28 protein-coding genes, 3 pseudogenes and 2 riboswitches are annotated in these 23,337 nt (G+C 34.8%); of the genes and pseudogenes, 19 read left to right on the top strand and 12 right to left on the bottom strand.

The features are described 5' to 3' along the window. The first annotated feature begins 111 nt into the window (after positions 1-111). Genes JFT95_RS17830 through JFT95_RS17820 form a run of 3 tightly spaced genes read left to right on the top strand, consistent with a single transcriptional unit; the run spans position 112 to position 2,463 of the window. Positions 112-1,242 carry a serine hydrolase domain-containing protein gene (locus JFT95_RS17830; protein WP_201052913.1) on the top strand — a complete coding sequence of 377 codons (1,131 nt, stop codon included), beginning with the start codon at positions 112-114 and terminating at the stop codon, positions 1,240-1,242. Between the two features lie 4 nt (positions 1,243-1,246). Then, positions 1,247-2,125, top strand: coding sequence for an NAD(P)-dependent oxidoreductase (locus JFT95_RS17825; RefSeq protein WP_002128930.1), 879 nt, complete (start codon positions 1,247-1,249; stop codon positions 2,123-2,125). A gap of 5 nt (positions 2,126-2,130) precedes the next feature. Beyond that, positions 2,131-2,463 (top strand): DUF3909 family protein, encoded by a 333-nt coding sequence (locus JFT95_RS17820; RefSeq protein ID WP_002014892.1) that lies wholly within the window; start codon positions 2,131-2,133, stop codon positions 2,461-2,463. Positions 2,464-2,574: 111 nt separating this feature from the next. Here JFT95_RS17820 and JFT95_RS17815 read toward each other — a convergent pair whose 3' ends face one another. The 6 genes and pseudogenes from JFT95_RS17815 to JFT95_RS17790 form a co-directional block, all read right to left on the bottom strand. Further along, positions 2,575-2,850, bottom strand: a complete 276-nt coding sequence (locus JFT95_RS17815; RefSeq protein WP_002014891.1) for a hypothetical protein — start codon at positions 2,848-2,850, stop codon at positions 2,575-2,577. Positions 2,851-3,169: 319 nt separating this feature from the next. Next, positions 3,170-3,682 (bottom strand): 1,2-dihydroxy-3-keto-5-methylthiopentene dioxygenase, encoded by a 513-nt coding sequence (locus JFT95_RS17810; protein ID WP_002128927.1) that lies wholly within the window; start codon positions 3,680-3,682, stop codon positions 3,170-3,172. Beyond that, positions 3,660-4,297 (bottom strand): annotated as a pseudogene (locus tag JFT95_RS17805) (methylthioribulose 1-phosphate dehydratase). Before JFT95_RS17805 ends, JFT95_RS17810 begins: the two are co-directional and overlap by 23 nt. Then, positions 4,294-4,953, bottom strand: a complete 660-nt coding sequence (locus tag JFT95_RS17800; RefSeq protein WP_002128925.1) for a 2-hydroxy-3-keto-5-methylthiopentenyl-1-phosphate phosphatase — start codon at positions 4,951-4,953, stop codon at positions 4,294-4,296. Before JFT95_RS17800 ends, JFT95_RS17805 begins: the two are co-directional and overlap by 4 nt. Beyond that, the gene (gene mtnW / locus JFT95_RS17795) at positions 4,950-6,194 is read right to left on the bottom strand and encodes a 2,3-diketo-5-methylthiopentyl-1-phosphate enolase (RefSeq protein ID WP_002167727.1); all 1,245 of its coding nucleotides are present in this window, start codon (positions 6,192-6,194) and stop codon (positions 4,950-4,952) included. The genes JFT95_RS17800 and mtnW overlap by 4 nt, the downstream gene beginning before the upstream one ends. A gap of 64 nt (positions 6,195-6,258) precedes the next feature. Beyond that, positions 6,259-6,364, bottom strand: a riboswitch (SAM riboswitch). A 52-nt stretch (positions 6,365-6,416) separates the two neighbouring features. Next, on the bottom strand, positions 6,417-7,607 hold the full coding sequence (locus JFT95_RS17790; protein WP_201052912.1) for a pyridoxal phosphate-dependent aminotransferase: 1,191 nt from the start codon (positions 7,605-7,607) through the stop codon (positions 6,417-6,419). Positions 7,608-7,621: 14 nt separating this feature from the next. On the opposite strand from JFT95_RS17790, the gene JFT95_RS17785 reads away from it, so the two are divergent. The 4 genes from JFT95_RS17785 (at position 7,622) to JFT95_RS17770 (ending at position 11,228) form a co-directional block, all read left to right on the top strand. Then, positions 7,622-8,485 carry a carbon-nitrogen family hydrolase gene (locus JFT95_RS17785; protein WP_002131202.1) on the top strand — a complete coding sequence of 288 codons (864 nt, stop codon included), beginning with the start codon at positions 7,622-7,624 and terminating at the stop codon, positions 8,483-8,485. A gap of 71 nt (positions 8,486-8,556) precedes the next feature. Beyond that, a riboswitch (SAM riboswitch) is annotated at positions 8,557-8,697 on the top strand. Positions 8,698-8,785: 88 nt separating this feature from the next. Continuing rightward, the gene (mtnK, locus tag JFT95_RS17780; protein WP_002190558.1) at positions 8,786-9,964 is read left to right on the top strand and encodes an S-methyl-5-thioribose kinase; all 1,179 of its coding nucleotides are present in this window, start codon (positions 8,786-8,788) and stop codon (positions 9,962-9,964) included. After that, positions 9,961-11,016 carry an S-methyl-5-thioribose-1-phosphate isomerase gene (gene mtnA / locus JFT95_RS17775; RefSeq protein WP_201052911.1) on the top strand — a complete coding sequence of 352 codons (1,056 nt, stop codon included), beginning with the start codon at positions 9,961-9,963 and terminating at the stop codon, positions 11,014-11,016. The genes mtnK and mtnA overlap by 4 nt, the downstream gene beginning before the upstream one ends. Before the next feature lie 74 nt (positions 11,017-11,090). Next, positions 11,091-11,228: a YvrJ family protein gene (locus JFT95_RS17770; protein ID WP_000393342.1), complete on the top strand. Its 138-nt coding sequence runs from the start codon at positions 11,091-11,093 to the stop codon at positions 11,226-11,228. 59 nt (positions 11,229-11,287) lie between these two features. Here JFT95_RS17770 and JFT95_RS17765 read toward each other — a convergent pair whose 3' ends face one another. After that, complete coding sequence (locus tag JFT95_RS17765) at positions 11,288-12,064, bottom strand: 3-hydroxybutyrate dehydrogenase (protein ID WP_201052909.1); 777 nt, start codon at positions 12,062-12,064, stop codon at positions 11,288-11,290. A 196-nt stretch (positions 12,065-12,260) separates the two neighbouring features. On the opposite strand from JFT95_RS17765, the gene JFT95_RS17760 reads away from it, so the two are divergent. The 4 genes and pseudogenes from JFT95_RS17760 to JFT95_RS17745 all read left to right on the top strand — a co-directional run bounded on the left by JFT95_RS17760 (position 12,261) and on the right by JFT95_RS17745 (position 14,416). Beyond that, complete coding sequence (locus JFT95_RS17760) at positions 12,261-12,593, top strand: PadR family transcriptional regulator (protein ID WP_088040076.1); 333 nt, start codon at positions 12,261-12,263, stop codon at positions 12,591-12,593. Then, positions 12,593-13,360, top strand: a complete 768-nt coding sequence (locus JFT95_RS17755) for a DUF1129 domain-containing protein (RefSeq protein WP_088040075.1) — start codon at positions 12,593-12,595, stop codon at positions 13,358-13,360. The genes JFT95_RS17760 and JFT95_RS17755 overlap by 1 nt, the downstream gene beginning before the upstream one ends. Positions 13,361-13,373: 13 nt before the next feature. Continuing rightward, on the top strand, positions 13,374-14,132 hold the full coding sequence (locus JFT95_RS17750; RefSeq protein ID WP_201052907.1) for a DUF1129 domain-containing protein: 759 nt from the start codon (positions 13,374-13,376) through the stop codon (positions 14,130-14,132). 69 nt (positions 14,133-14,201) lie between these two features. Further along, positions 14,202-14,416: pseudogene (locus JFT95_RS17745) on the top strand (DNA-binding protein). A gap of 15 nt (positions 14,417-14,431) precedes the next feature. Here the strand turns inward: JFT95_RS17745 and JFT95_RS17740 are convergent. Beyond that, entirely contained in the window at positions 14,432-15,049 is a 618-nt protein-coding gene (locus tag JFT95_RS17740) for an ImmA/IrrE family metallo-endopeptidase (RefSeq protein ID WP_088040074.1), read from the bottom strand. Between the two features lie 177 nt (positions 15,050-15,226). Between JFT95_RS17740 and JFT95_RS17735 the strand changes: the two genes are divergently transcribed. From JFT95_RS17735 to JFT95_RS17725, 3 genes are all read left to right on the top strand, one after another. Continuing rightward, positions 15,227-15,520, top strand: coding sequence for a DUF3928 family protein (locus tag JFT95_RS17735; protein WP_201052905.1), 294 nt, complete (start codon positions 15,227-15,229; stop codon positions 15,518-15,520). A 107-nt stretch (positions 15,521-15,627) separates the two neighbouring features. Next, a complete protein-coding gene (locus JFT95_RS17730) occupies positions 15,628-16,077 on the top strand; it encodes an NUDIX hydrolase (protein WP_012261633.1) in 450 nt (149 codons plus the stop codon). Positions 16,078-16,216: 139 nt separating this feature from the next. Further along, the gene (locus tag JFT95_RS17725; protein WP_201052904.1) at positions 16,217-17,392 is read left to right on the top strand and encodes an acetyl-CoA C-acetyltransferase; all 1,176 of its coding nucleotides are present in this window, start codon (positions 16,217-16,219) and stop codon (positions 17,390-17,392) included. Positions 17,393-17,421: 29 nt separating this feature from the next. Here the strand turns inward: JFT95_RS17725 and JFT95_RS17720 are convergent, their stop codons facing one another. Beyond that, entirely contained in the window at positions 17,422-18,147 is a 726-nt protein-coding gene (locus tag JFT95_RS17720; protein ID WP_098635985.1) for an AAA family ATPase, read from the bottom strand. Between the two features lie 10 nt (positions 18,148-18,157). Continuing rightward, positions 18,158-18,426 (bottom strand): annotated as a pseudogene (locus JFT95_RS30025) (hypothetical protein). A gap of 147 nt (positions 18,427-18,573) precedes the next feature. Here JFT95_RS30025 and JFT95_RS17715 point away from each other — a divergent pair. Then, positions 18,574-19,302 carry a DUF4184 family protein gene (locus tag JFT95_RS17715; RefSeq protein WP_201052902.1) on the top strand — a complete coding sequence of 243 codons (729 nt, stop codon included), beginning with the start codon at positions 18,574-18,576 and terminating at the stop codon, positions 19,300-19,302. A gap of 36 nt (positions 19,303-19,338) precedes the next feature. After that, complete coding sequence (locus JFT95_RS17710) at positions 19,339-20,097, top strand: hypothetical protein (RefSeq protein WP_033715007.1); 759 nt, start codon at positions 19,339-19,341, stop codon at positions 20,095-20,097. Positions 20,098-20,133: 36 nt separating this feature from the next. Here the strand turns inward: JFT95_RS17710 and JFT95_RS17705 are convergent, their stop codons facing one another. Further along, a complete protein-coding gene (locus JFT95_RS17705; protein ID WP_002033805.1) occupies positions 20,134-20,565 on the bottom strand; it encodes a DUF3997 domain-containing protein in 432 nt (143 codons plus the stop codon). Between the two features lie 131 nt (positions 20,566-20,696). Between JFT95_RS17705 and JFT95_RS17700 the strand changes: the two genes are divergently transcribed. From JFT95_RS17700 to JFT95_RS17690, 3 genes are all read left to right on the top strand, one after another. Beyond that, positions 20,697-21,152 carry an RDD family protein gene (locus JFT95_RS17700; protein WP_002033806.1) on the top strand — a complete coding sequence of 152 codons (456 nt, stop codon included), beginning with the start codon at positions 20,697-20,699 and terminating at the stop codon, positions 21,150-21,152. A gap of 299 nt (positions 21,153-21,451) precedes the next feature. Beyond that, positions 21,452-21,550: a hypothetical protein gene (locus tag JFT95_RS17695; RefSeq protein ID WP_002142992.1), complete on the top strand. Its 99-nt coding sequence runs from the start codon at positions 21,452-21,454 to the stop codon at positions 21,548-21,550. A gap of 65 nt (positions 21,551-21,615) precedes the next feature. Next, the gene (locus JFT95_RS17690) at positions 21,616-22,125 is read left to right on the top strand and encodes an SDR family NAD(P)-dependent oxidoreductase (protein ID WP_201052900.1); all 510 of its coding nucleotides are present in this window, start codon (positions 21,616-21,618) and stop codon (positions 22,123-22,125) included. 69 nt (positions 22,126-22,194) lie between these two features. Here JFT95_RS17690 and JFT95_RS17685 read toward each other — a convergent pair whose 3' ends face one another. Then, positions 22,195-23,295 (bottom strand): ABC transporter ATP-binding protein, encoded by a 1,101-nt coding sequence (locus tag JFT95_RS17685; protein ID WP_201052898.1) that lies wholly within the window; start codon positions 23,293-23,295, stop codon positions 22,195-22,197. Positions 23,296-23,337: the final 42 nt, after the last annotated feature.

Below are 23,337 nucleotides of genomic sequence, written 5' to 3'. Positions count from 1 at the left end.
TTGATAATAGAATATGGGGGCCATTTTAACCGAGAAGCCCCCACTTCAAGTAAGCTCGCAAGAGAGACTAAGTGGTGGGTAGTTCACATGAAGTAATTACGGAGGAACAATATGATAAAAAAAATAATGGTTATGGCTTCACTGTCTGCTGTAGTTTGCGGCGGAGTATACTATTTTCTCTATAGTCCCGATTCAAAGGAACAAGCAGTATTAACAACAAAGGTAACTCCTGCTATTGAGTCAGAGGTACAGGATAATATAGAAGAAGTACAAAAAATTGATTATGCTAGTATATCTCAAAAGTTAAATCAGTATTTAGTAGGAAAGCAATTTAATGGGACAGTTTTGGTGACAGATAAAGAGCATGTTATATTGAATAAAGGATATGGATATGCTGATGTTCAAAATAAAATAGAAAATACGCCTCAAACAAAATATCGTATCGGTTCTATTACGAAAACAGTTGTTGCTACATCCATTCTACAGTTACAAGAACAAGGGAAGTTAAATATCCAAGATAATGTAAATAAATACATTCCTTCATTTCCAGCAGATAAACACATCACGTTATATCACTTATTAACGCATACATCTGGTTTACCGGAAAATGGGGAAGGGAAGGTTAATGTAGCTTCACGTATAAATTTAGTAACTTGGATTGGAAGTCAAAAATTAGAGTTTCCACCAGGAACAGGTTGGAAGTATACGGATTATAATTATATGGTGCTCGCTTATATTATAGAAAATATAACGAAAAAGCCTTTAGGAGACTATGTAAAAGAAAATATATTTACAAAGGCCGAGATGCATGAATCAGGTATGGGAAATATGGTGCCTGGAGATAAAAACTTCACGAAGGGGTATGTGAAGAAATATCAAGAGCTTGTACTAGCACAAAAATTAGGAATGGACTGGTTATATGGATCGGGTGAGATGTATACGACAGTAGGGGATATGAAAAAATTAGATGAAGCGATTATAAATGGAAAGCTTCTTTCTGAACAAAGTATACAAGCGATGTTTACACCTTCACAAGAAAGAAAATATGCATTTAGTTTTTACATATATCCAGATTATTTCCATAACCATGGTGTACTATCTGGTTGGAACACTTTCAATAATTTTAATAAAGAAAAAGGAACTTTTGTTATTTTATTTTCAAATGTGAAAAATAGTATGGATGATGATTTTAATAAAGAGTTCCGAAAGATGGTAAATGATTTATTAGAACAAAGGGGATGAGAAGATGGAAAATAAAAATTTATCAATAGGTTTCATTGGTATTGGTGTAATGGGAAAAAGTATGGTACATCATTTAATGCAAGGCGGTCATAAAGTATATGTATATAATAGAACGAAAGCGAAGGCAGCTTCTTTAGTGCAAGAGGGTGCGACTTGGTGTGATACACCGAAAGCGTTAGTAAAGCAAGTTGATGTTGTTATGACGATGGTTGGTTATCCTCATGATGTAGAAGAAGTGTACTTTGGGATTGATGGAATTTTAGAACATGCAAATGAAGGTACGATAGCAATTGACTTTACAACATCTACACCAACATTGGCAAAACGTATTAATGAAGTTGCGAAAAGCAAGAATATATATACATTAGATGCACCAGTATCTGGCGGGGACATTGGGGCTAAAGAAGCAAGACTAGCAATTATGGTCGGTGGAGAGAACAGAATATATGATATTTGCTTACCTCTATTTGAAAAACTAGGAACAAATATTCAGTTGCAAGGCCCTGCTGGGAGTGGACAACATACAAAAATGTGCAATCAAATAGCAATTGCTTCTAACATGATAGGAGTATGTGAAGCGGTAGCATATGCGAAAAAGGCTGGACTTAATGCAGATAAAGTATTAGAGAGTATTTCGACAGGAGCAGCAGGTAGCTGGTCATTAAGTAATTTAGCTCCTCGAATGTTAAAAGGAGATTTTGAACCTGGCTTTTATGTAAAGCATTTTATGAAAGATATGAAGATTGCTTTAGATGAAGCTGAAAAATTACAATTACCAGTACCGGGTTTAACCCTAGCGAAGGAATTGTATGAAGAGCTAATCGCAGATGGAAAAGAGAATAGCGGAACACAAGTATTATACAAAAAGTATATAAGGGGGTAAATGGAATGGATCTCCAAAAGTTTGACGAGATGATTGATGCTGTGCAGCGAGCAACTTGTGTACAGATTAATGATAAGCAAAAAGAAGCTTTTAAACAAAAATACGATTTTGGACCAGATTTTGAATATGGAAGAGATGAGAAAGGGCATTATGTTATCCGAAGCTCGAAAAAGATGTTAGAGGAAATGGAGTTTTATTTGGCATTGAAATATGATCGAGATGGAATTGTCCTTTATATGCATGCTGAGATTGAAGGGACATGTCATGTATCCGTTAGCTACAGTGAAGATGCACTTCATTTGCAAGAATTGTTTCAATTTCTAGAAGAAAATAAATAAAAAGTCCTCATTTGAGGACTTTTTATTTATTTAGGCAGGCATAATATTTAAGTTGGATAATTTATCCCGCTATTTGTGGGCAGTAAAACTCCCACTGATTAAAGTTTCACTTTATAGGCTGGAAGCGCGGCGGCATCGTTCAATTGGGAATGGAATAACTTGGGCAATGTGATTAGGGCCGAGCTGTTTCGCGCGAGCATGGCGTAGTATATAAAATGCGCACAGAATAGAAACAGGAATAGCACCATATAAACCGAAAAATAAAGCGCTTACACATGATGCGACAAAACCTAAAACACCAACTTCTAATTCTTCCATAATAGCTCCTAAAATGACAGGAATAGCTCCGCATGTAACTCCTAGTATAAGTGCGATAAGTAAACTCATGATTATCCCCCTCTGTTTGCAATATTCTTTTCCTTCTTATTAGTTGTAGTATATCATACGTAAAACAGAATTTTCAGAAAAATTTCAAAAAAAGTTCAATAAATGTTCAAAAAAAATTCCGAAATATACTTGATAAAGTGGAATTGTGATTCGAGATATTTGATTTAAACAAACGAAAGGGAAAAATCATTTCAGTAAATAAAAAATCAGGCTTACTTCAATGTTATGAAATAAGCCTGGTCCATAGGAGGATGTATATATGTAGAGTGAATAAAAGGTTGGAAAAGGGGTTCCAAGTTCTTTTATTCAACTAGCTACCTTAATAAATTGGAACCCAACCTTCTGTTGTAACAAAAATACGAATAGCTACAACTTGGCGATCATCTTGTAAGGTGAAATAGTGTCTTGCATTTTCAGGCACAGATATAAGATCACCAGGCTCGAGTTCAACGTCAAAGAATCGACCATCTTTTCCTTCAATAGCGAAGATGCCATGACCGCTGACAATAAAGCGAACTTCATCGTCAGTATGATGGTGTTCTTTTTGGAAATTAATTAATAACTCGTCAAGGTTAGGTGTGCTATTTGAAAGTGAAATCACATCATATGCTTTATAACCTCTGCGCTCTGAAACATCAGCAATTTCTTTTGAAAACAACGTTAATATTTCAGCTTTGTTTTCATCTGTTAAGGAGTAATTTTCTTTTAAATGAGTAGGAAGTTTAGAAATATTCCATTTCTCATATAAAACATCTTCTCCTTGTAGAAAGTTTGATACTGCTACTTCATTTTCAATACGAGTATTTTCCTCATGAATACGAATTTGCGCCATTAGAAACGCCTCCTTGAATTGATAATAATTTTATATGAAATTGGAATAAAAACTCATAAGCTTCTAATCTTTTTTTGCATCAAAGCTATCACGGCCCCATACGGTAATGCCATGGTTTCGAATTAATACTGCTCCTGAATCTCCTTGTATATGCTTTCGGAATTTCTCTCCAAGCGTCGGGATATGAGCATCATTTTCGATAATAGGAATGTTAATCGTTGCACCTTCTTCCCAAATATCAAGAGCTTTAATAATCTCTTGATTTTGAAGGGTGACTGCATCACTATACAAATTTGTGATGACATTGTTATCAGTTGTATGAACATGAAGTACGCACCCGGCGTTCGTATTGTTATAAATATGTGTATGCAATATTGTTTCTGCCGAAGGGCGTAACTCAGTTTCTAAAACGGGAACTCCTTGATGATTTACTAATAAAAAATCATCTGGAGTGGTTTTGGTTTTATCTTTGCCACTTGCTGTAATAAGAAAAGTAAGGGGATCATGACTGACTTTTATAGAAATATTTCCACTCGTTGCTGGAAACCAATTCCGAGTTGTTAATTCTTTTTTAATTTCACTTAAGTCATACCATTGACGAAAAAGTTGTTTCATAATTTCACCTCCAACAAATGTTTTAGTTCAGCTAGAACATCGTGAAATGTTTCAAACGGTGTATAAGCAATACGATTTTCTTCACACTTTGTAATAAGGAAGTCACGGGCGAATACTTTATCTGCTTGTTTTGTTGCTTGTAAATCAGTAATAGAATCTCCAATCACAATATGAAAATCATCTTTAGAGCTTAGTTTACGAATTAATGATGATTTACAGAGACCACAACTATGCTGACATTGCTCGTCACAAGGGTGCGGCCATTTCACTTCAACAAATTCTCCTGAAAAGTCAGTTGCATTACAATAAATTTGTTCTTTAGGGATTATTTCTTGTAAGAGTGGATAGACGAAGAAATCCATTCCACCTGATATAACGTAAAAGGAAATGTTATTTTCATTAATGAATTGTATGAATTCATGAAAACCTGTACGGATTTCAGCAGTTTCTTGTAAAAACTGAATAATATCATCGTGTAGATTAATAGGTATTAATCGAAATAATTGAGAAACACCTTCTTGAATAGAAAGTTCTTGCGATAAAATTTTTTGCTTTATTTCCTCTGCTTCTGGTGGTGCGAATTTTTCCATAATGGACATGATATTATCGTTATTTGTAATCGTACCATCGAAATCACAAAATACTTGAATACTCATAATTTCACCTCATGAGAAGGATTTCCCCATATTTGTAGTGCGCTATGCAAATTTATTTCATCCACTTCATGGAGTGGTTTACCTTGTAAAGTAGCTTCAATTGCAGCACGGAAAGCTTTGCCACCACCTTGAGCTCCATTTGGATGCCCATGAATCCCGCCGCCGGCATTAATAACAACATCCTTACCAAAATCTCGTAAAATAAAGGGAACGAAACCAGGATGAATTCCAGCAGATGGAACAGAAAAACTTTTCTTGAAATAGTGGTCTTCCTCAGTTAATGCTTCTGTAATGAGAAGAGCTTCCTCTTTTTCTAATGCAACGTTGCCGTATGGTGATGGGAATAAAGAGAAATCAGCACCAGCGTAACGTAGTAATTTTCCAAGTAGTAATGGAGAAGAGAAACCGTATAGTTTCGATGATGAATATGCGCCACTTACAGCAGGGTGTGCCATAATAGGAATTGGAATTTCATCGTCTTCTACAAGTGCTTGCAGTACATCTAATCCATAAGAAAATACATTAAATAAAAGAATGTCTGCTCCAGCTACCACCGCACGTTTCGCGTTTTCTTTTAAATCATAAGTTCGACCTGTTAAATTTACTGCGTATAAAGTTTTATGCCCGTAAGTTTCGTATACAGATTGTAAAACTTCTTTACCAGATTCAATTCTTTTTATAAGTGGTGTTAATGAGTTTTCGAATAAAATTTCATCATCTTTTACAATATCTACGCCTCCAATTGCCTGATCGCGTAGTTGAGTTTTTAAATATCCAATATTCCGTCCTATCATCCCTTTGAAAATACTCATTAGAAGAGGTCGATCTTGAACTTGTAAAAGGTTTCGGATGCCTTCAATTCCAAATTTTGGTCCAGGGAACTGTTTCTTTAATTCGTCTGAGAATGTTAAATCAATTAGTTTAATTTCTCCATCTAACGAAAGTTTTCCAAATGTTGTTGTCAAAATGGCTGGTAAGTCAGGGCTAAAGTTCAGCGATGGATAATGAATTTTAATGAGTCCACGTGATACTTTTTTGCCAAGGTAAGAGTTAATATGTTCTTGTTCGTCTAACGCTTCAATATGAATGACATTGCCTTTATGTTGTTTTAATTGTTCTTGTAATAAGTGTGGTAAATGAGTCCATGAACCAATTGTTAAACCGATTGCAATTTGTTCTGCTTTCTTTTCTAAGTTGTGAGAATCATCGTGGATTAAATATGTCGCTATAATTCCGCTCATTGTTATACCCTCCTAGTTAAATAAAAAAACCTCTCAGCTAAGGAGAGGTTTTTTTACAACCAGCTCCTTATCTGTCAGCATAATGCTGCGAGAATTAGCACCGTGTCTACAATTGTAGATCGGTTGCCGGGTTTCGTCGGGCTCGTCCCTCCACCTGCTCTTGATAAGAAGTATTTAGAAATGTTTAAATTTTTAAGATAACTGAATTTTGTCAGATATTTTTTATGTTGTCAATGACTTTTTGAAAAAATTTAATTTATCAATTCGATTAATTGCTTCTCGTAATCTATCTTCCGTATGCAAGAGACCAACACGGACATACCCTTCGCCGTGCTCACCAAATCCAACACCAGGAGCAACTGCAACGTGTGCTTTTTCTAGTAAAATGTCAGAAAATTGCTCAGATGTATATCCTTTTGGAACAGGAAGCCATGCAAAGAATGATCCTGTTGGAATGTTTACTTTCCAACCAATTGAGTGACAAGCTGAAATAAGAGCATTTCTCCGAGATTCATAACTATTAACAAGATCTACCACACAAGACTGCGAGCCTAATAGTGCTTCGCGGGCAGCATCTTGAACTGCACCAAAAATACTAACATACATATGATCTTGCAATAGGTTAATAGTTTCGATGACACTTTCATTTCCTACTGCAAAAGCAATACGCCATCCAGCCATATTGAAAGTTTTCGATAAAGTGTAAATCTCAATACCTGTATCTTTAGCGCCGTCTGCTTGCAAGAAACTAACAGGCTTTTGACCATCGAATCCGATAGCACCGTAAGCAAAATCGTGAACAACTAATATATTATGTTTATTAGCAAAATGAATGGTTGCATCAAAAAAATCTTTTGATGCAGTAGCACCGGTAGGGTTATTTGGATAGTTTAAAAACATTAACTTTGCTCGCTCCGCAACAGAGTCATTAATTTTTGTATAATCCGGTAAAAAATTATTTTCTGCAATAAGCGGCATTGTTTCAAATTGTGCTTTTGCTAAAGCAACTCCTGATAAATAATCTGGATAGCCTGGATCTGGAACGAGAATAGTATCACCAGGGTTTGTAAAACAAACTGGTAATTCTACTAATCCAGCCTTTCCGCCAAACAAAATAGCAACTTCAGTTTTTGGATTTACTACTACATCATATTCACGTTGATAGAATGTTGCCACGGCTTCTTTTAAGCTTTCGTGTCCGCGAAATGGCGGATATTTATGATGAATGGTCTTTTCAGCAGCATCTTGTAAAGCTTTAACGATATGCTGCGGTGTTGGTTGATCTGGATTACCTTGACCTAGATTAATAACATCGTGACCAGCTGCAACGACTTTGTTAACTTTTGCAACAAGTGAAGCGAAAAATTGTGTTGGCAATGATGTTACTATCTCAGAAGGTTGAAATAATTTCATACTTTCCACCTCTTTTGAAAGTTGTTACAATTCTAGTGACAAATGATATAATCTTTCCAGTATTTTGTAAAGAAAAAAATGAGAATGGGGCTGAAAAAATGAAAGTCGCATGTATTCAAATGGATATTGTCTTTGGAGATGTAGAAAAAAATATTGAGAACGCTAAAAAAAAAATAAGTGAAGCGATGAAAGAAAGACCAGATGTTATCGTCTTACCAGAACTATGGACAACAGGATATGATTTAACGAGACTTTCTGAAATTGCAGATACGGATGGATTAGAAACGAAAGAAAAGTTGAAAGAATGGTCGAAGCAATATGGTGTACATATTGTTGGTGGTTCCATAGCAAAGCAAACAGAGCAAGGGGTTACAAATACAATGTATGTTGTAAACAATGAAGGGAATCTAGTCAATGAATATAGTAAAGTACATTTATTTCAGCTGATGGATGAACATAAATATTTAGTTGCTGGTAATGAGACAGGTGAATTTAAGTTAGATGATGTAGAGTGTGCTGGTACAATTTGTTATGATATTCGTTTTCCAGAGTGGATGCGCGTTCATACTGCTAAAGGTGCAAAAGTTTTATTTGTTGTAGCAGAATGGCCATTAGTACGTTTAGCACATTGGCGTTTGCTTTTACAGGCGAGAGCAGTTGAAAATCAGTGTTATGTTGTTGCGTGCAATAGAGCAGGAAAGGATCCGAATAATGAGTTTGCAGGTCATTCTCTAATTGTGGATCCTTGGGGTGAAGTTGTGGTAGAGGCAAATGAAGAGGAATCAATTTTATTTGGAGAACTTAAATTCGAGAAAATTAAAGAGGTACGTAAAGGAATTCCAGTTTTTGCAGATCGTCGTCCAGAATTATACAAATAAAATGTTGACAAGTGATTTTTATTCTTGGTATAGTCTTCATCATAAAGTTAAAAATTCTAAAAATTATAAAACTCTTATCAAGAGCAGGTGGAGGGATTTGGCCCGATGAAGCCCAGCAACCGACCGTAATACCATTGTGAAATGGGGCGTTTATGACGCCAAAAGGCACGGTGCTAATTCCAGCAGAAAGTAAACTTTCTGGCAGATAAGAGGGGAGAAGATAAACTTCAAACCTCTTTCTTTGTGGAAAGGGGTTTTTCTATTTTAGAAAAACCTCTGAATGAAAAGGAGGAGAAGACGATGGGATATTATTCATTAACTGAAACAACAGCTATACAATATGCGAAAGAACACGGTTATTTTGAAAAGAAAGCAAATGTAGTTTGTCATGAAATTGGAGATGGAAATTTAAATTACGTGTTCAAATTAGATGATGGAGAGAAGTCTATTATAATAAAACAAGCACTGCCATATGCGAAAGTAGTTGGTGAGAGCTGGCCACTGTCTATAAAAAGAGCGACGATTGAAAGTAAAGCATTACAAATTTTTGCGAAGTATGTGCCAGATTATGTTCCAGTAGTGTACAGTCATGATGAAGAGTTAGCAGTTACAGTAATAGAAGACTTATCAAGACTAACAATTACAAGAAAAGGATTAATAGATGGAGAAGGATATCCACTTTTATCCCAGCATATCGGTCGTTTTCTAGCACATGTTTTGTTTTATACTTCAGATTTCGGTTTACAGTCAGAAGAGAAAAGGGTATTAGAAGGTACATTTGTAAATCCAGACCTTAGTAAAATTACAGAAGATTTAGTTTTTACGGATCCATTTGGACATTATGATACGAATGATTATGAGTCAGATTTACAGTCAGTGATTGATGAACTTTGGAGTGACAAAACTTTAAAACTAAAAGTAGCACAATATAAATATAAGTTTTTAACGAGAAAAGAAGCGCTTATTCATGGTGATTTACATACTGGTAGTATTTTTTCATCACCTTCTGAAACGAAAGTGATTGATCCAGAATTTGCAACGTACGGTCCATTTGGATTTGATATCGGTCAATTTATTGCAAATCTATTATTAAATGCTTTATCTAGAGAAGAAGAAAAGAGAAGTGTACTATTTTTCCATATAGAAAAGACATGGAGTTATTTTGTAGAAAACTTTACGAAGTTATGGATTGGAGAAGGTGTAGAAGCATATACGAAAGAAAAACAATGGTTACCAATTATTTTGCAAAATATCTTTACTGATGCCGTCGGATTTGCCGGATGTGAACTGATTCGTAGAACAATTGGTTTAGCTCATGTAGCGGATTTAGATGGGATAGCAAATAAAGAAAATAGAATTCAAGCTAAAAAACAAGCGTTATCCTTAGGTAGAGAACTAATAAAATATGAAGCCAAGTGTGCTGATATTCAACTGTTTCGAACATTATTTCAACAGACAGTTGGAGGCGTAAAAGCATGAGTACAATTATTACTATTCCGAGATCTGTAAGTTGGAAAGGCGATGCAATTGCAGTATTAAATCAAACAAAGTTGCCGCATGTCACTGAATACAAAACATTAACGAATATTGAAGAGGTATGGAAAAGTATCATTATGTTAGAAGTACGAGGAGCGCCTGCAATTGGAATTGTAGCTGCGTTTGGTTTGGCGCTTGCGGCGAAGAAATACGATGCTATAAATATCTATGAGTTTCAGAAGAAGTTTAATAGAGATTGTAACTATTTAGGAACATCACGTCCGACAGCAGTCAATTTATTTTGGGCAATCGATCGTATGAGAGAATCTATTCGAGAGATTACTACAATAAAAGAAGCTCAAAAAATATTAGAAGAAGAAGCGCTTCATATTCAGCAAGAGGATGAAATGGTGTGCCGAAGTATTGGAGAACATGCTTTAACATGTTTTAAAGGCGGTGATAAAATTTTAACAATTTGTAACGCTGGAAGTATTGCAACTGCTAGATATGGAACAGCATTAGCCCCATTTTATATTGGGAAAGAGAAGGGTGTGCGTTTACATGCGTATGCGTGTGAAACGAGGCCGGTTTTACAAGGTGGTCGTTTAACGACATGGGAATTGAAACAAGCAGACATTGATGTAACGCTTATTACGGATAATACTGCAGCACATGCAATTCGAACGAAAGAAATTAATGCGATTATCGTAGGGGCAGATCGAATCGTTGAAAACGGTGATACTGCTAATAAAATAGGAACATTAAATTTAGCTATATTAGCAAAGTATTTCGGTATCCCATTTTACGTTGCAGCACCGTTATCTACATTTGATACTACGAAACAAACAGGTGCTGAAATTGTCATTGAAGAAAGAGATGAAACAGAAGTTACGAAAATTTTTGGGAAACAAGTGGCGCCACTTGGAACGCCTGTATTTAACCCTGCATTTGATGTAACACCGCATGAATTAATTACGGGGATTATTACTGAGAAAGGTATTTTACGTGGAGATTATAAGCAAAAAATTACATTATTATTTGAAAAAACAGGCTAATCACAAATAGCTTGTTTTTTTATGCCTAAGATTCTCTTTTCCTCTTATTTATGTAATGAAGGGAGGAGAGAAAGATGGAAGAGTGGATCAGGATGATAGGTAATGTGGGATTTCCGATTGTTGTAACGCTATATTTACTACATCGCATTGAAAGTAAATTAGACGGAGTGATTGTTGCAATTGAGAAACTCCCTAAACAATTACTAAAGTAGGAAGATCCTCGCGATAGAAAGTAAAATAAAGTTTGCTCTTCGTGAGCAAACTTTATTTTTTATTGAGCAGTATATCCACCATCGATAACAACAGCTTGACCAGTTATGCCTTTTGCTTTTTCACTCGCTAAAAACATAGCATAATCTGCAATTTCTTGTACTTGTAATAAGCGCTTTTGTGGTACAAGTGGATAAATAACATCTTCTAAAACATTTTCAAGTGGTACATTTCGTGTAGTAGCTAAATCCTCTAGTTGATTACGTACAAGAGGGGTATCGACATAACCAGGACAAAGGGCATTTACAGTAATACCATGGGTAGCACCTTCTAAAGCGGCAACTTTTGTTAATCCAATTACGCCATGTTTTGCGCTATTGTAGGCAGCTTTTCCAGCGAATCCGACAAGGCCGTTAATAGAAGCGACGTTAATAATACGGCCGTATTTTTGTTTTTTCATAATAGGAAAAGCATGTTTGATGGCGATAAATGGAGCGATTTGCATAATTTTAATAAGAAGCTCGAATTTATCAGTTGGAAAATCTTCAATCGGTGAAACATGTTGCATTCCTGCGTTGTTAATTAATACATCTAATGAACCGAAATGACTAACGGTTTGAGAAATTGCTACTGCAATTTCTTCTTCAGCTGTAACGTCACATTTTAAACCGATAGCTTGATAGCCTTCTTTTTGTAATTGTTTAGCAGCTTCTTTCGCACGTTCTTCAAGACGATCACTAATGACAACTTTTGCACCTTCTTTTGCAAATGTGTTTCCCATTTCATAACCAATACCACTTGCAGCACCTGTTAAAAAGACAACTCGATTTGTAACCATGATGAAAAACACTCCTTCATAATAAAAGTTCTCTTATTGCTCTATTTAGAGAGGCGATAATAAAATCCCTGCAAACATTTGGAAAAATATTGCTAGCTATCTTGTTTTGCAAAGTAGTGTTTGCTATACTATTTTGTAAAGCAAGATACTTACGCTTATCTATCTTGTAAAACAAGATAGCAGGAGGATTTCAATTATGTCGACAAGTCAAATGCTGAAAGGGATTTTAGAAGGATGCTTACTTGCTATTATTTCTGAAGGTGAAATATACGGTTACGAAATGAGTGAAAAGCTAGCAAAGTATGGTTTTACAATGGCGAGTGAGGGAAGTATTTATCCGTTATTAATACGAATGCAAAAGGAAGGATTAATCACAAGTGTAATGAAGGAATCTCCATCTGGCCCGAAACGGAAGTATTATACGTTAACAGAAAAGGGAGAAGATGAACTAGATGAATTTATGGGTCGCTGGGAAGCGATGCAAAGTAGTGTAGAACGTCTACTTGAAGGGAAGGGAAGAAGAAAATAATGCTATCAAGTGAAGCGCGAAATTTTTTATTAGATATGAGATTATTTTTGACAGCAAAGAGTGTGAAAGAAAGCGATATTGAAAGGTTTTTAGAAGATGCAGAGTTGCATTTAATAGAAGGTGAGAGTGACGGAAAAAGTGTAGAAGAAATTTTCGGAAGTTCACCGAAAGAATATGCCAATGAACTTGTAAAAGTGATGGAAAGAGATAGACAGGAAACGTGGAAGCAAATTGGGTTTACGGTTATGAATATCGTTTCGTTTTGGATTATTGCTTCTATTTTAATAGTTAATAATGGGATTTTACAGATTTCGCTTATTCAATGTATTGGCTATAGTTTTACATTGATTGTAGCTGTAATGGGTCCTAATTTTCTACTTCGTAAAATGACCTTTGTAACAAGCTTTACAAAAACATGGTTTTCAATGTGGTTTTTAGTCATGATAGCGCCAATGTTTTTATTAGGAGCGGTTACGATATTGGATGTGTTATATCCTACAAAGATGGTTACATTCACTCAAGTGCAAAGTTATATATTAGGTGGTGGGATTTTTATTATCACAGTAGCGATAAATATGTATTTTGAAGGATGGTTTAAAAACTTATATTTAATCATTCCGCTTTCTATTATGTTAGTGTTTAAAACATTTACATCAGAAGATCTCGTGCCAATGTTATTTCAAATTATATGTTTATACGGAAGTTTGTTTATTTTAATTTTCCTTGAAATTATGATGAAGACGAATAGAAGAGAAACGGTTAAATAAGGGAGGGATAAAAGTGTTATCGAATGAAGCACAAAAATTTTCAGATGATACCCAAGGGTATTTACGAACGAGGGGCATTAGAGAAGCGGATATTATTTCTTTTATAGAAGATGCGGAAGTTCATTTAGTAGAAGGAGAAAAAAGAGGGAAGAGTGTAAATGATATATTCGGTCATGATCCAAAGGAATATGCTAATCAACTTGCGAAAGAGATGGAAGTAGATAAAACAGGGAATTATAACTTATTGCTTTACTTTATTATAAATTTATTAGCATTCACGATGATGAAGAGTGTATTCTTTAGTGAAGCCGACCATCGCTTGTCTTATTCTTTAATTGAATTAATTGGATATCCAATTATGATTTTTGTAGGGATTAGTGTATTAATATGGGGGATGAGAACAGCGGTCTTTAAACGTAAAAGAACTGAATTTTTAATTATGTATATAACTGGTGCAATATGGTTTTTATCAATTTTTAGTATTGCATTATTAAATGAATTTTATGGTACAACATTTATTAAATTTACTGCAACAGAAAGCTTCACTCTTGTTGGCGTAGTAGTTATTTTTGCAACTATTGTAAATATTAAAGTTGGTGGTTGGTTTACTTTGTCTTATTTACTAGTTCCAATTGCATTAGAATTTGTATTTGTAACGATAGATTTATCAAACATTATTGGAATGTATGTACAACAAGTAATTCTTTTCATTGTTATTTATATGCTTCTAAAAATTCATACGAAATTAGAAAAAAGAGAAGTATACGAATAAAAAAGAGGAATAGTTATGTATATGGAGTAGTAGTTTTCTAAGGTCAACTATACCGCTTTCGCAAAAAGAATACATGATGAATATTTTAATACTTTATTAGATGACACATCAGGATATGTTTTGTTCTTCGGCTTAATAGGAAAAGGGCTGCTCTGGATATGCAAAAATTATTTCCAAAGAAATATTATATAGGGATTTTTAGAGGAATTACATTTACGTTTAGTTGGATATTTGCATTCTTTGCAGCCGAAATTTGGTTTGTTGATTTGAATAGATTATTTTAAACAGTAACAAGATCGTTACTGTTTTTTTCTTTGTAATAAAGAGCTTTGTAAAGAGAGCGCTTTTTGTTCATTTGTTAATAATGAATTGATGTGAACGTTATTAGGGCTAGGGACTATAGGGTACATAAGGTTCGATGGTGAATGGTGATGTTCAGAACCGGTTGGAGAGTGGGGATCTGCGTGCGTAAGTTTTCCATGAATTCGTCTTGTAAATAAAATATGACCAATTTCGTGAGCGAGGGTGTATATATTTTTCATTGGAGCAGCTGAGTTTGTTAAAACGATGTAACCAGTAAGTTGCTGTTGTTTCGCTAAAGAGTAAGCGCAAGCGATTACTGCGGTTTCTTTGAAATAATCACTGCCAATATAACAAATATAAAGGTCACATTCAGGAGCTTCGTTAACACAAGTTTGAAAAAAGGATGATAATTTTTCCTGACTTTGAATGGAGTTTTTATAACTAATTTCCCGATTAGAAAAACGGAAAAGTTCGTTTAGTACAATTACTTCTTTAATTTGAAATGTAATGGGATGCCAAATTGATTCTGCAACTGCTAAATCTTTTGCAATACGGTCGTCAGAAATATCGGCGCCTGGAGTAATGCAAACACATATATTAACGTATGAATTCATAAGGAACACCTCAAATGAAAAAATTCTTTCTATAATATATGTGGGGGAAAGGTCCTATGTATGGATAAACGCCTTGTTTATTACACGAATATATAGACTATAAGTCGAAAAAATTTCATAGTTCTATAACGTAGTATGGTCTGCTTTTTGATATAGTAAAGAAAAGGGGGAGAATATATGTATACATTAAAAATCGTTTCAGACAGAGAAGCTCTGTATCAATTTGCGAGCTATGTAAGAGTTGTACAAGGGGTTGAAGATGTATATGTAGAGGTGGGAGAACCTTTATATGAACATCCATTAATGAAGTTTTATGTACGTATTACAATTGAAGAAACATATGATCAGCATAAAGCATTGCAAGAAATAGCTAGGTTAGTAGAATTAGGGCGTTTTACATATGTCCATTATCATAATGAGGAAATTGAAGAAGCTTTTGAAGTTGTAAAATACGAAAGCTTTAAGAAATAACGGTAAAAAAAGGAAGCGGAAGCTTCCTTTTTTATTGAAAATTACAGCAACAAAAGAAAGAGAATTTTGTTATGATAAGGAAGGGTGAGGAAAGGGGAGTTTACATATTGGGGTATATTGAAGAGTTACGCAAAGTAGTTGGTACAAGACCACTTATTTTAGTAGGATCAGCAATTATTATATTAAATGATAATCAAGAAGTATTGCTTCAATATCGTTCAGATACATATGATTGGGGCGTACCTGGTGGGGCAATGGAACTGGGAGAAACGACAGAAGAAACTGCTCGTAGAGAATTATTCGAGGAGACGGGACTAAACGCGAAAATTATGCAATTTCTTGGCGTTCTTTCAGGAAAGGAAGTTTATTTCCGTTATCCAAATGGAGATGAAATTTTTAATGTGATTCATCTGTATCAGGCACATCATGTAAGCGGAGAATTAAAGCTCGATCATGAAGGGTTAGAACTTCAATATTTTCCAGTAGATAAGTTACCAAAATTGAATGAAACGACAGAGAAGATATTACAAAAATTCTTATACGCATTGACAGAATAGAAGGTTAATTCCTTCTATTTTTATTATATTAAATATTTTGATTTTTTGGTATGTTTATAGTATGATAATTTTAGACATACAACTTATGGAATTTCACCTACAAACTTACTAGGGTACATAAGAGAGGGGCAAGTACAAAATGCATAATGTTGTCATTACAGCTGCAGTTCGTTCACCAATTGGAACTTTCGGAGGAGCACTAAAAAATATAACACCAGTAGAATTAGCTGTTCCTGTACTTCAGGAAGCTGTAAAAAGAGGCGGAGTAGAGCCACATGAAGTTGATGAAGTAATTTTAGGTCATTGTATTCAAAGAACTGATGAAGCAAATACGGCAAGAACAGCTGCATTAGCGGCAGGATTTCCTGACACAGTTACTGGTTATACAATTCAACGTCAATGTTCTTCAGGTATGCAAGCAATTATGTCTGCTGCAATGCAAATCCAATTAGGTGTAAGTGATATTGTTGTTGCAGGTGGAGTAGAAGCAATGAGCTCGAGCCCTTATGCATTAAAACAACACCGCTGGGGACAACGTCTACAGCACGGAGAAATTCGTGATACGGTGTGGGAAGTTTTAGAAGATCCGATTCACCATATTATGATGGGTGAAACAGCGGAAAATTTAGTTGAACAATATGAAATTACAAGAGAGGAACAAGATGAAGTTGCGCTTCGTAGTCATACATTAGCGTTGCAAGCGATGGAGTCTGGATACTTTGACGATCAAATTGTTCCTATTACAATAAAAGAACGTAGAAAAGAAGTTGTATTTGCGAAGGATGAACATCCACGTGCAGATATTACAGCGGAAAAATTAGCAGGATTAAAACCAGCTTTCCGTAAAGACGGATCAGTAACTGCAGGGAATTCATCTGGTCTTAATGACGGAAGTGCAGTTCTAGTATTAATGAGCGAAGAAAAAGCAAAAGAAAAGGGCTTACAACCGTTAGCTCGAATTGTTGGATACTCAGTAGCGGGTGTAAATCCGAAAATTATGGGTATTGGACCAGCACCAGCAATTCGTAAAGGATTAGAAAAAGTAGATTGGTCATTAGAAGATGCAGATTTACTTGAAATTAATGAAGCTTTCGCTGCACAATATTTAGCTGTAGAGAAAGAGTTAGGGTTAGACCGTGAGAAAGTGAATGTAAACGGTAGTGGTGTAGGACTTGGACATCCAATTGGTTGTACAGGAGCTCGTATTACTGTAAGTTTAATTCACGAATTAAAAAGACGTGGATTAGAGAAAGGTATTGCCTCTCTATGCGTTGGAGGCGGTATTGGAGTAGCTTTATTTATAGAAGCATTATAAAAAAGAGGCAGCTATTGTTGCCTCTTTTTTTATGACTCAAATAAGTGATGAAATAATCGATCGCGATTTTCAAAGAAAAGTTTCGTCGTTTGGTAATGCTCCGTTTCTTCTAATGTCGATTCGTGAATCCCTTCTTGAGTTAAAGAGTATATAGTAGATTCAGGATAAGCCATTAAAATGGGAGAATGCGTTGCGATAACAAATTGTGAACCTTGTTCAGCTAGTTCGTGCATGCGAATGAGCATTGAAAGTTGTCTCATTGGGGATAAAGCTGCCTCAGGCTCATCTAAAATGTATAAACCTTGTCCTGAAAAACGATTCATAAATAATGAGAAGAAGGATTCGCCGTGTGATTGTTCGTGAAGTGAAACGCCGCCATAAGATTTTATAGCATCTATTTCATCGATATAAGAAGCAACGTTATAAAATGATTCAGCGCGAAGAAAGAAACCGTCGTTTGGTGTATTGAAACTTTTTGAAATTCGAAGATATTCATGTAAAGATGAATGTGAATCGTTTGTGCTAAAACGGAAATTCTTCGTTCCACCTTCTGCATTAAAACCTAAAGCAACTGCAATCGCTTCGAGTAATGTTGATTTCCCCGTTCCGTTTTCTCCAATAATGAATGTTACATTCGGATGGAAAAGGAGTGATTGTAATGTTCGTATAGCCGGTAAGCAGTATGGATATGCGGAAAAGCTAGGGATATTTTCTTTTTTTAATGTGACACTTTTTAAAAAGGGTACGTCAATCAATATATAAACCTCAATTCATAACGGATTTTGATTCTAAAAAAGCAGCAAATACAAGTGTAATACAACTTGCTAGTAATATTGTATATTGAAGTGCGCCAAAACCGAGCCCTTCCCAGCCGAAAGTCATTCTCTTCCATATGAAAATGAAAAGAACGCTCATAAAGCCAAAGAGAGCAGGCATATATTTTATAATTTTCAAGTGCTTCCATAGAAAGAAGCGAATGTATGTACTTAAAAAAAGGTAGACAGAACAAGAAAAAATACAAGTGTTAACGACACGTGAACTCCTCCTATTTTCTGAATATTTTATGTGGATTATAACACGTAAACTATCATATTCCAATGTGAAAATAAACATTGCATCAAGATTAATTCTCTCGTTATGATAGATGATATTCTATTAGAAATATGAAGAGGAGTATTAATATGCCGTTTACATTTGCACATCCAGCAGCTGTTCTCCCTTTTGCTAAGAAACATTCTAGTTATATTTCGGTGACGGCTCTTATATTAGGTAGTATGGCACCTGATTTTGAATATTTTTTATATTTTAGGCCATACGGTATTATTGGCCATACATGGGCTGGTTTCTTCTATTTGAATTTACCACTCGTTTTTTTATTAGCATATGCATATCATCGTATTTTAAAAGGACCGTTTATAACACATTTACCTAAGCCTTTTGCTAGTTACTATAAATATGTAGTAGATGCGAAGTGGGGGCTATATACTTGGAAGGACTTTTTTGTATTTTGCTATTCTGCTTTATTCGGTATGGTGACGCATGTCGTTTGGGATGCTTTTACTCATAAGACAGGCTATTTTGTTATGAAAATACCGCTGTTACAGCAAGAAGTATATAGTATTCCAATTTATAAATTTTTACAGCATGGGAGTACGTGTTTTGGTCTACTATTACTAATATATGTGCTATGGAAATATAGAAGGGAAACTGATCAAGATACTAGTTTAACTTCGGAAAAAAAGAAATATTGGGCTTCATCTATCGTTGTGGCGGCCATTATATTTATCGTGCACGCGTTATTAGACCCCTATTTTCATATTTTCCAAATAGGAGGTATAATAGTATCTGGACTGACAAGTTCGTTTTGTGGACTTCTTATTGTTTCTATAGTTTACAAATCAAGGGACTAATATATTTTAATGAATGATAGTGTTAGGAGAAATTAAATCATGAAAGCATGGAAAAGTATTTTTGTTTTATGTAGTTTTCTTCTTATGTTAAGTGGTTGCTTCCATCAAGAAGAAAAGAAGGCAGAACCTAAAAAGAAAGAATCTATTCCAGAAACAAAAGAGTATGGTGGGCGTGAGCTTAAAAAAGTAGGACAAAAAGTGAAAGAAAAAGGGTGGGGGACATTTGAATTAGAACAGATGCATTCTGTGAATCAGACATTTGAAGTAGCCCCAATGAAAATTCACGTACAAGATGTTAAAGTTATCTCATTATCACAAATGAGCAAAGATGCAAAAAATACATTGAAAGTGTATACTGCATTAACTCCTGAAGAAGTAAAGCGTAGATTGGGAGATAAAGTGAGTCAAGAAGACGCTGAATTATATGCATCGTTAAGTGGAACAGAGATTAGCGATACAATTCGGTATGTTGAAATTACATATAAGGTAGAGAATAGTGGAAATAAGAACATGCAATTCTTCTCTATGAATGATGTTATTATTAATGACAAACAGCATTTTAATGTAGCGACTCAAAACTTTTTATATGAAGAAGACACACTTGTAGGCACAAAGAGTGTATCAAGGGAAGATTATAAACCTGGTGAGACACGAGAAGGAATTATCGGTTTAATACTCGATGATGGAAAAGAGAAGGTAAAGGATATTAAGTTTACGACAGATGATTTAGCAGTGGGAGATACTCATGAAGCTGTTAAAGAGCCACAAACTTTCAATATCTCATTTTCTAAGTAAGGTGTGTATTTAAACGAAAACAGTCAGCATAAAAAGTTATGCTGACTGTTTTTTTAGTTCTTTCACATATGAATCTACACTTTGAAAAGGTACTGTAATTTTAAAAGCATCTTTTTGCTCGTTAAATTGTTTTTCATTATAAGGACCGAATCGTTTATTATGCTTTACATCGATAATCCAATAATGTTCACTTTTTTTATTTGTAATTGCTGCGTCAGGATTATTTGGATCTGATTTTTCCTCAATTTGTTTTGTGATAATGTATTTATCGTCCCAAGCAATTTCTGTAATCTTTGCAGGGATGTATTGTGTAGCATATACAGCATCCTGAGAGGGGAAAAGTTCAAATGCATCTCCAGAAGTATGGATGAGTTCATATTCATCGTTAATTGTATAAGTTAAATGGTTTGTATTGCCTGTACAACCTGTTAATAAGAGTGCGGCAAATAGGATTATCCATCTTTTCAATATGGGAACCTCCTTTATAATGCTGTTGTAACACATTGTACAAGAAAAGTAAGCGAAACGCCAGTTTACAATGTTTTTTAGAAGTGGTACGATGAAACGGGTAAAGAAGGATATGAAGGAGTCGACACAAAATGAAGTTAAAGATGCATCGTCCAGCGCTTGTAATGAATCGCATAGGTGCTTCCCTTATTGACATGTTTTTAATCTCGGTTACGTACGGTGCAGTAGTAGCTATTATTACAGGAAACTATAGTGCTATTTTTGATCGTTTTAATATAAGTTTAGGTGACTATAGATATGACCTTACACTTGTTTTCGTATTAATGGCTATAAATTTTATTCTGTTACCTTTTCTTTGGAACGGTTCTACACTTGGTAAAAAGGTAACAAGAACAAAAATAATCTCGTTAACAAGTGAAAAACTAACGTTACAAACATTAATAATACGATTTTTGGTATTATTATTACCAAGCATATTATTACTTGGAGTTCCATTAATATGCAATGTATATATGATGTTATTCCGCAAAGATAATTGTGGCTTCCATGATTTAATTGCAAAGACGAAAGTGATGAGTCTTGTATAATTAATATTTAGATTATACGTGCTACTAATGAAATAAGACTTTTTATCGTTTGTATATAAAAAGTCTTATTTTTAATTTCGTGAAAAATTTCATCATTCTCTTATTTTTTCATAAAATTAGATAAATGGAATTGATATAGGGTGGATATCTCCTATATAGTACCTTCCATATTACGGAAGGATGTTTAAAGAAGCTGTAGCTAATTCAAACATCCTATTTTCGTTTTGAATAGATTGAAAATTAAGAGAATGATATAATGGATATAAATAATATCGTTATATAACAAAGGGGGATTTGGAATGACTGGAGGTAGCTTAATATTTTGGGGAATTCTTATTTTTATTGGTTTAACCTTCGATCAATATAATAGTAAGAAAAAAAAAGAAACAGAAAAGTAATCGCTTACAAGTTGTGGAGTAAACTTTTCCTGCTTGCGGACTAATCTAATAAAGGAGTATACTGAATGACGGTAAGACATATAGAAGGGGTAATGAAAATGAAGCTTGCAGGAAAAGTTGCCATTGTAACTGGTGGTGGCATCGGTATTGGACGTAGTACAGCTCTTTTGTTGGCTAAGCAAGGCGCAAAAGTAATTGTGACGGACATTGATCAAAAAAGTGGACAAGCAACAGCCGAGGAAATTACGGATTTAGGCGGAGAAGCACTTTTTGTATCCTACGATATGGGGAAACAAGGAGATTGGCAACGTGTTATTAGTTTTGCTATGGAGGCATACAGTCGTATTGATATGCTTTTTCAAAATGCTGGTCTATATAAAATAGATTCTATTTTTTCTCGCCAACAAGAGAACGATTCCAATGTACTTTGTATTAATGACGTTTGGATAGAGATAAAACAATTAACGTCATCTTTTATGAAACAGCAAGAAGAAGTGGTGCTTAGTGATTTACCTGTTTTTGGTATTATTAGCACGAGAGGACAATCATTTCATACAATAGAAGCCCTAGTATAATAATGGAAAACCGCCCCCAGTATATATGTGGACGGTTTTTTTGTATGTTCTATTATAGAACTTTATTTTTTAACGAATACGTTGTTCGGTTTGGCTATCAAAGAAATGTGCTTTATTCATATCAAAAGCAAGTTTAATTTGGTCACCAGGTGAAAAAGTATGTCTTGCATCAACACGTGCTGCAAAATCTTGATTTCCAAGTTTCATATATAAAATGGATTCAGCCCCTAACAACTCTGCAACTTCAATTTTCGTTGTGAAAGTAGTAGCTTGTGAAGCTTCTAAAAATAATAGTTCATCATGAATATCTTCTGGACGAATACCTAAAACAATTTCTTTATTTACATAGCCTTGTTCGCGTAATAACTTCATTTTTCCTTCAGATACTTTAAACTTTAGTGAACTGTCTATAACGAAATCGGTTTCAGTTAATTTTCCACGGAAGAAATTCATTGCGGGTGAACCGATAAAACCACCAACGAAAATATTTTCAGGTGTTTCATATACTTCTTTTGGAGTTCCAATTTGTTGGATTTTGCCGTCTTTCATAACAACAAGGCGTGAAGCCATTGTCATTGCCTCAGTTTGATCATGTGTTACATAAATTGTCGTTGTGCCAAGGCGGTGGTGTAATTTAGAAATTTCTGATCGCATTGCAACACGTAGTTTAGCGTCTAAGTTTGATAATGGTTCATCCATTAAGAAGACTTTTGCGTCTCGAACAATTGCTCTACCTAATGCAACACGTTGACGTTGTCCACCTGATAAAACTTTCGGTTTTCTATCTAAATATTGTTCAAGTCCTAAAATTTGAGCTGCATGTTTCACTCGACGGTCGATTTCATCTTTCGGTATTTTTCGAAGTTTTAATCCAAATGCCATATTATCATACACACTCATATGTGGATAAAGAGCGTAGTTTTGGAAGACCATTGCGATATCTCGATCTTTTGGAGGAACATCGTTCATTAGCTTACCATCAATTGAAAATTCTCCTTTTGAAATATCTTCAAGTCCAGCTACCATTCGTAGTGTTGTAGATTTTCCGCATCCAGAAGGACCAACGAATACGATAAATTCTTTATCTTGAATGTGTAAGTTAAAATCTGTTACGGCTGTTACGTTATTATCATATATTTTATAAATATTTTCTAATTTAAGTTCTGCCATGATATTTCCCCCTAGAAAGTTTATGCAAACGTTTTCTTTGAA

This window comes from Bacillus sp. TH17 (assembly GCF_016651125.1).
Taxonomy (GTDB): Bacteria; Bacillota; Bacilli; order Bacillales; family Bacillaceae_G; genus Bacillus_A; species Bacillus_A mycoides.
The sequence above is the reverse complement of the archived record's forward strand: the minus strand, read 5'-3'. Positions and strand labels throughout refer to the sequence as shown.

Bases quoted from the DNA above. Each gene is read 5' to 3' on its own strand.
- JFT95_RS17810 (WP_002128927.1), bottom strand. From the start codon at position 3,682: ATGGCGCAAATTCGTATTCATGAGGAAAATACTCGTATTGAAAATGAA.
- JFT95_RS17790 (WP_201052912.1), bottom strand. From the start codon at position 7,607: ATGAAATTATTTCAACCTTCTGAGATAGTAACATCATTGCCAACACAA.
- JFT95_RS17685 (WP_201052898.1), bottom strand. From the start codon at position 23,295: ATGGCAGAACTTAAATTAGAAAATATTTATAAAATATATGATAATAAC.
- JFT95_RS17800 (WP_002128925.1), bottom strand. From the start codon at position 4,953: ATGAGTATTCAAGTATTTTGTGATTTCGATGGTACGATTACAAATAAC.
- JFT95_RS17735 (WP_201052905.1), top strand. From the start codon at position 15,227: ATGTATACATTAAAAATCGTTTCAGACAGAGAAGCTCTGTATCAATTT.
- JFT95_RS17740 (WP_088040074.1), bottom strand. From the start codon at position 15,049: ATGAATTCATACGTTAATATATGTGTTTGCATTACTCCAGGCGCCGAT.
- mtnK (WP_002190558.1), top strand. From the start codon at position 8,786: ATGGGATATTATTCATTAACTGAAACAACAGCTATACAATATGCGAAA.
- JFT95_RS17695 (WP_002142992.1), top strand. From the start codon at position 21,452: ATGACTGGAGGTAGCTTAATATTTTGGGGAATTCTTATTTTTATTGGT.
- JFT95_RS17715 (WP_201052902.1), top strand. From the start codon at position 18,574: ATGCCGTTTACATTTGCACATCCAGCAGCTGTTCTCCCTTTTGCTAAG.
- JFT95_RS17825 (WP_002128930.1), top strand. From the start codon at position 1,247: ATGGAAAATAAAAATTTATCAATAGGTTTCATTGGTATTGGTGTAATG.
- mtnW (WP_002167727.1), bottom strand. From the start codon at position 6,194: ATGAGCGGAATTATAGCGACATATTTAATCCACGATGATTCTCACAAC.
- JFT95_RS17700 (WP_002033806.1), top strand. From the start codon at position 20,697: ATGAAGTTAAAGATGCATCGTCCAGCGCTTGTAATGAATCGCATAGGT.
- JFT95_RS17760 (WP_088040076.1), top strand. From the start codon at position 12,261: ATGTCGACAAGTCAAATGCTGAAAGGGATTTTAGAAGGATGCTTACTT.
- JFT95_RS17830 (WP_201052913.1), top strand. From the start codon at position 112: ATGATAAAAAAAATAATGGTTATGGCTTCACTGTCTGCTGTAGTTTGC.
- JFT95_RS17820 (WP_002014892.1), top strand. From the start codon at position 2,131: ATGGATCTCCAAAAGTTTGACGAGATGATTGATGCTGTGCAGCGAGCA.
- JFT95_RS17755 (WP_088040075.1), top strand. From the start codon at position 12,593: ATGCTATCAAGTGAAGCGCGAAATTTTTTATTAGATATGAGATTATTT.
- JFT95_RS17770 (WP_000393342.1), top strand. From the start codon at position 11,091: ATGGAAGAGTGGATCAGGATGATAGGTAATGTGGGATTTCCGATTGTT.
- JFT95_RS17815 (WP_002014891.1), bottom strand. From the start codon at position 2,850: ATGAGTTTACTTATCGCACTTATACTAGGAGTTACATGCGGAGCTATT.
- mtnA (WP_201052911.1), top strand. From the start codon at position 9,961: ATGAGTACAATTATTACTATTCCGAGATCTGTAAGTTGGAAAGGCGAT.
- JFT95_RS17725 (WP_201052904.1), top strand. From the start codon at position 16,217: ATGCATAATGTTGTCATTACAGCTGCAGTTCGTTCACCAATTGGAACT.
- JFT95_RS17765 (WP_201052909.1), bottom strand. From the start codon at position 12,064: ATGGTTACAAATCGAGTTGTCTTTTTAACAGGTGCTGCAAGTGGTATT.
- JFT95_RS17690 (WP_201052900.1), top strand. From the start codon at position 21,616: ATGACGGTAAGACATATAGAAGGGGTAATGAAAATGAAGCTTGCAGGA.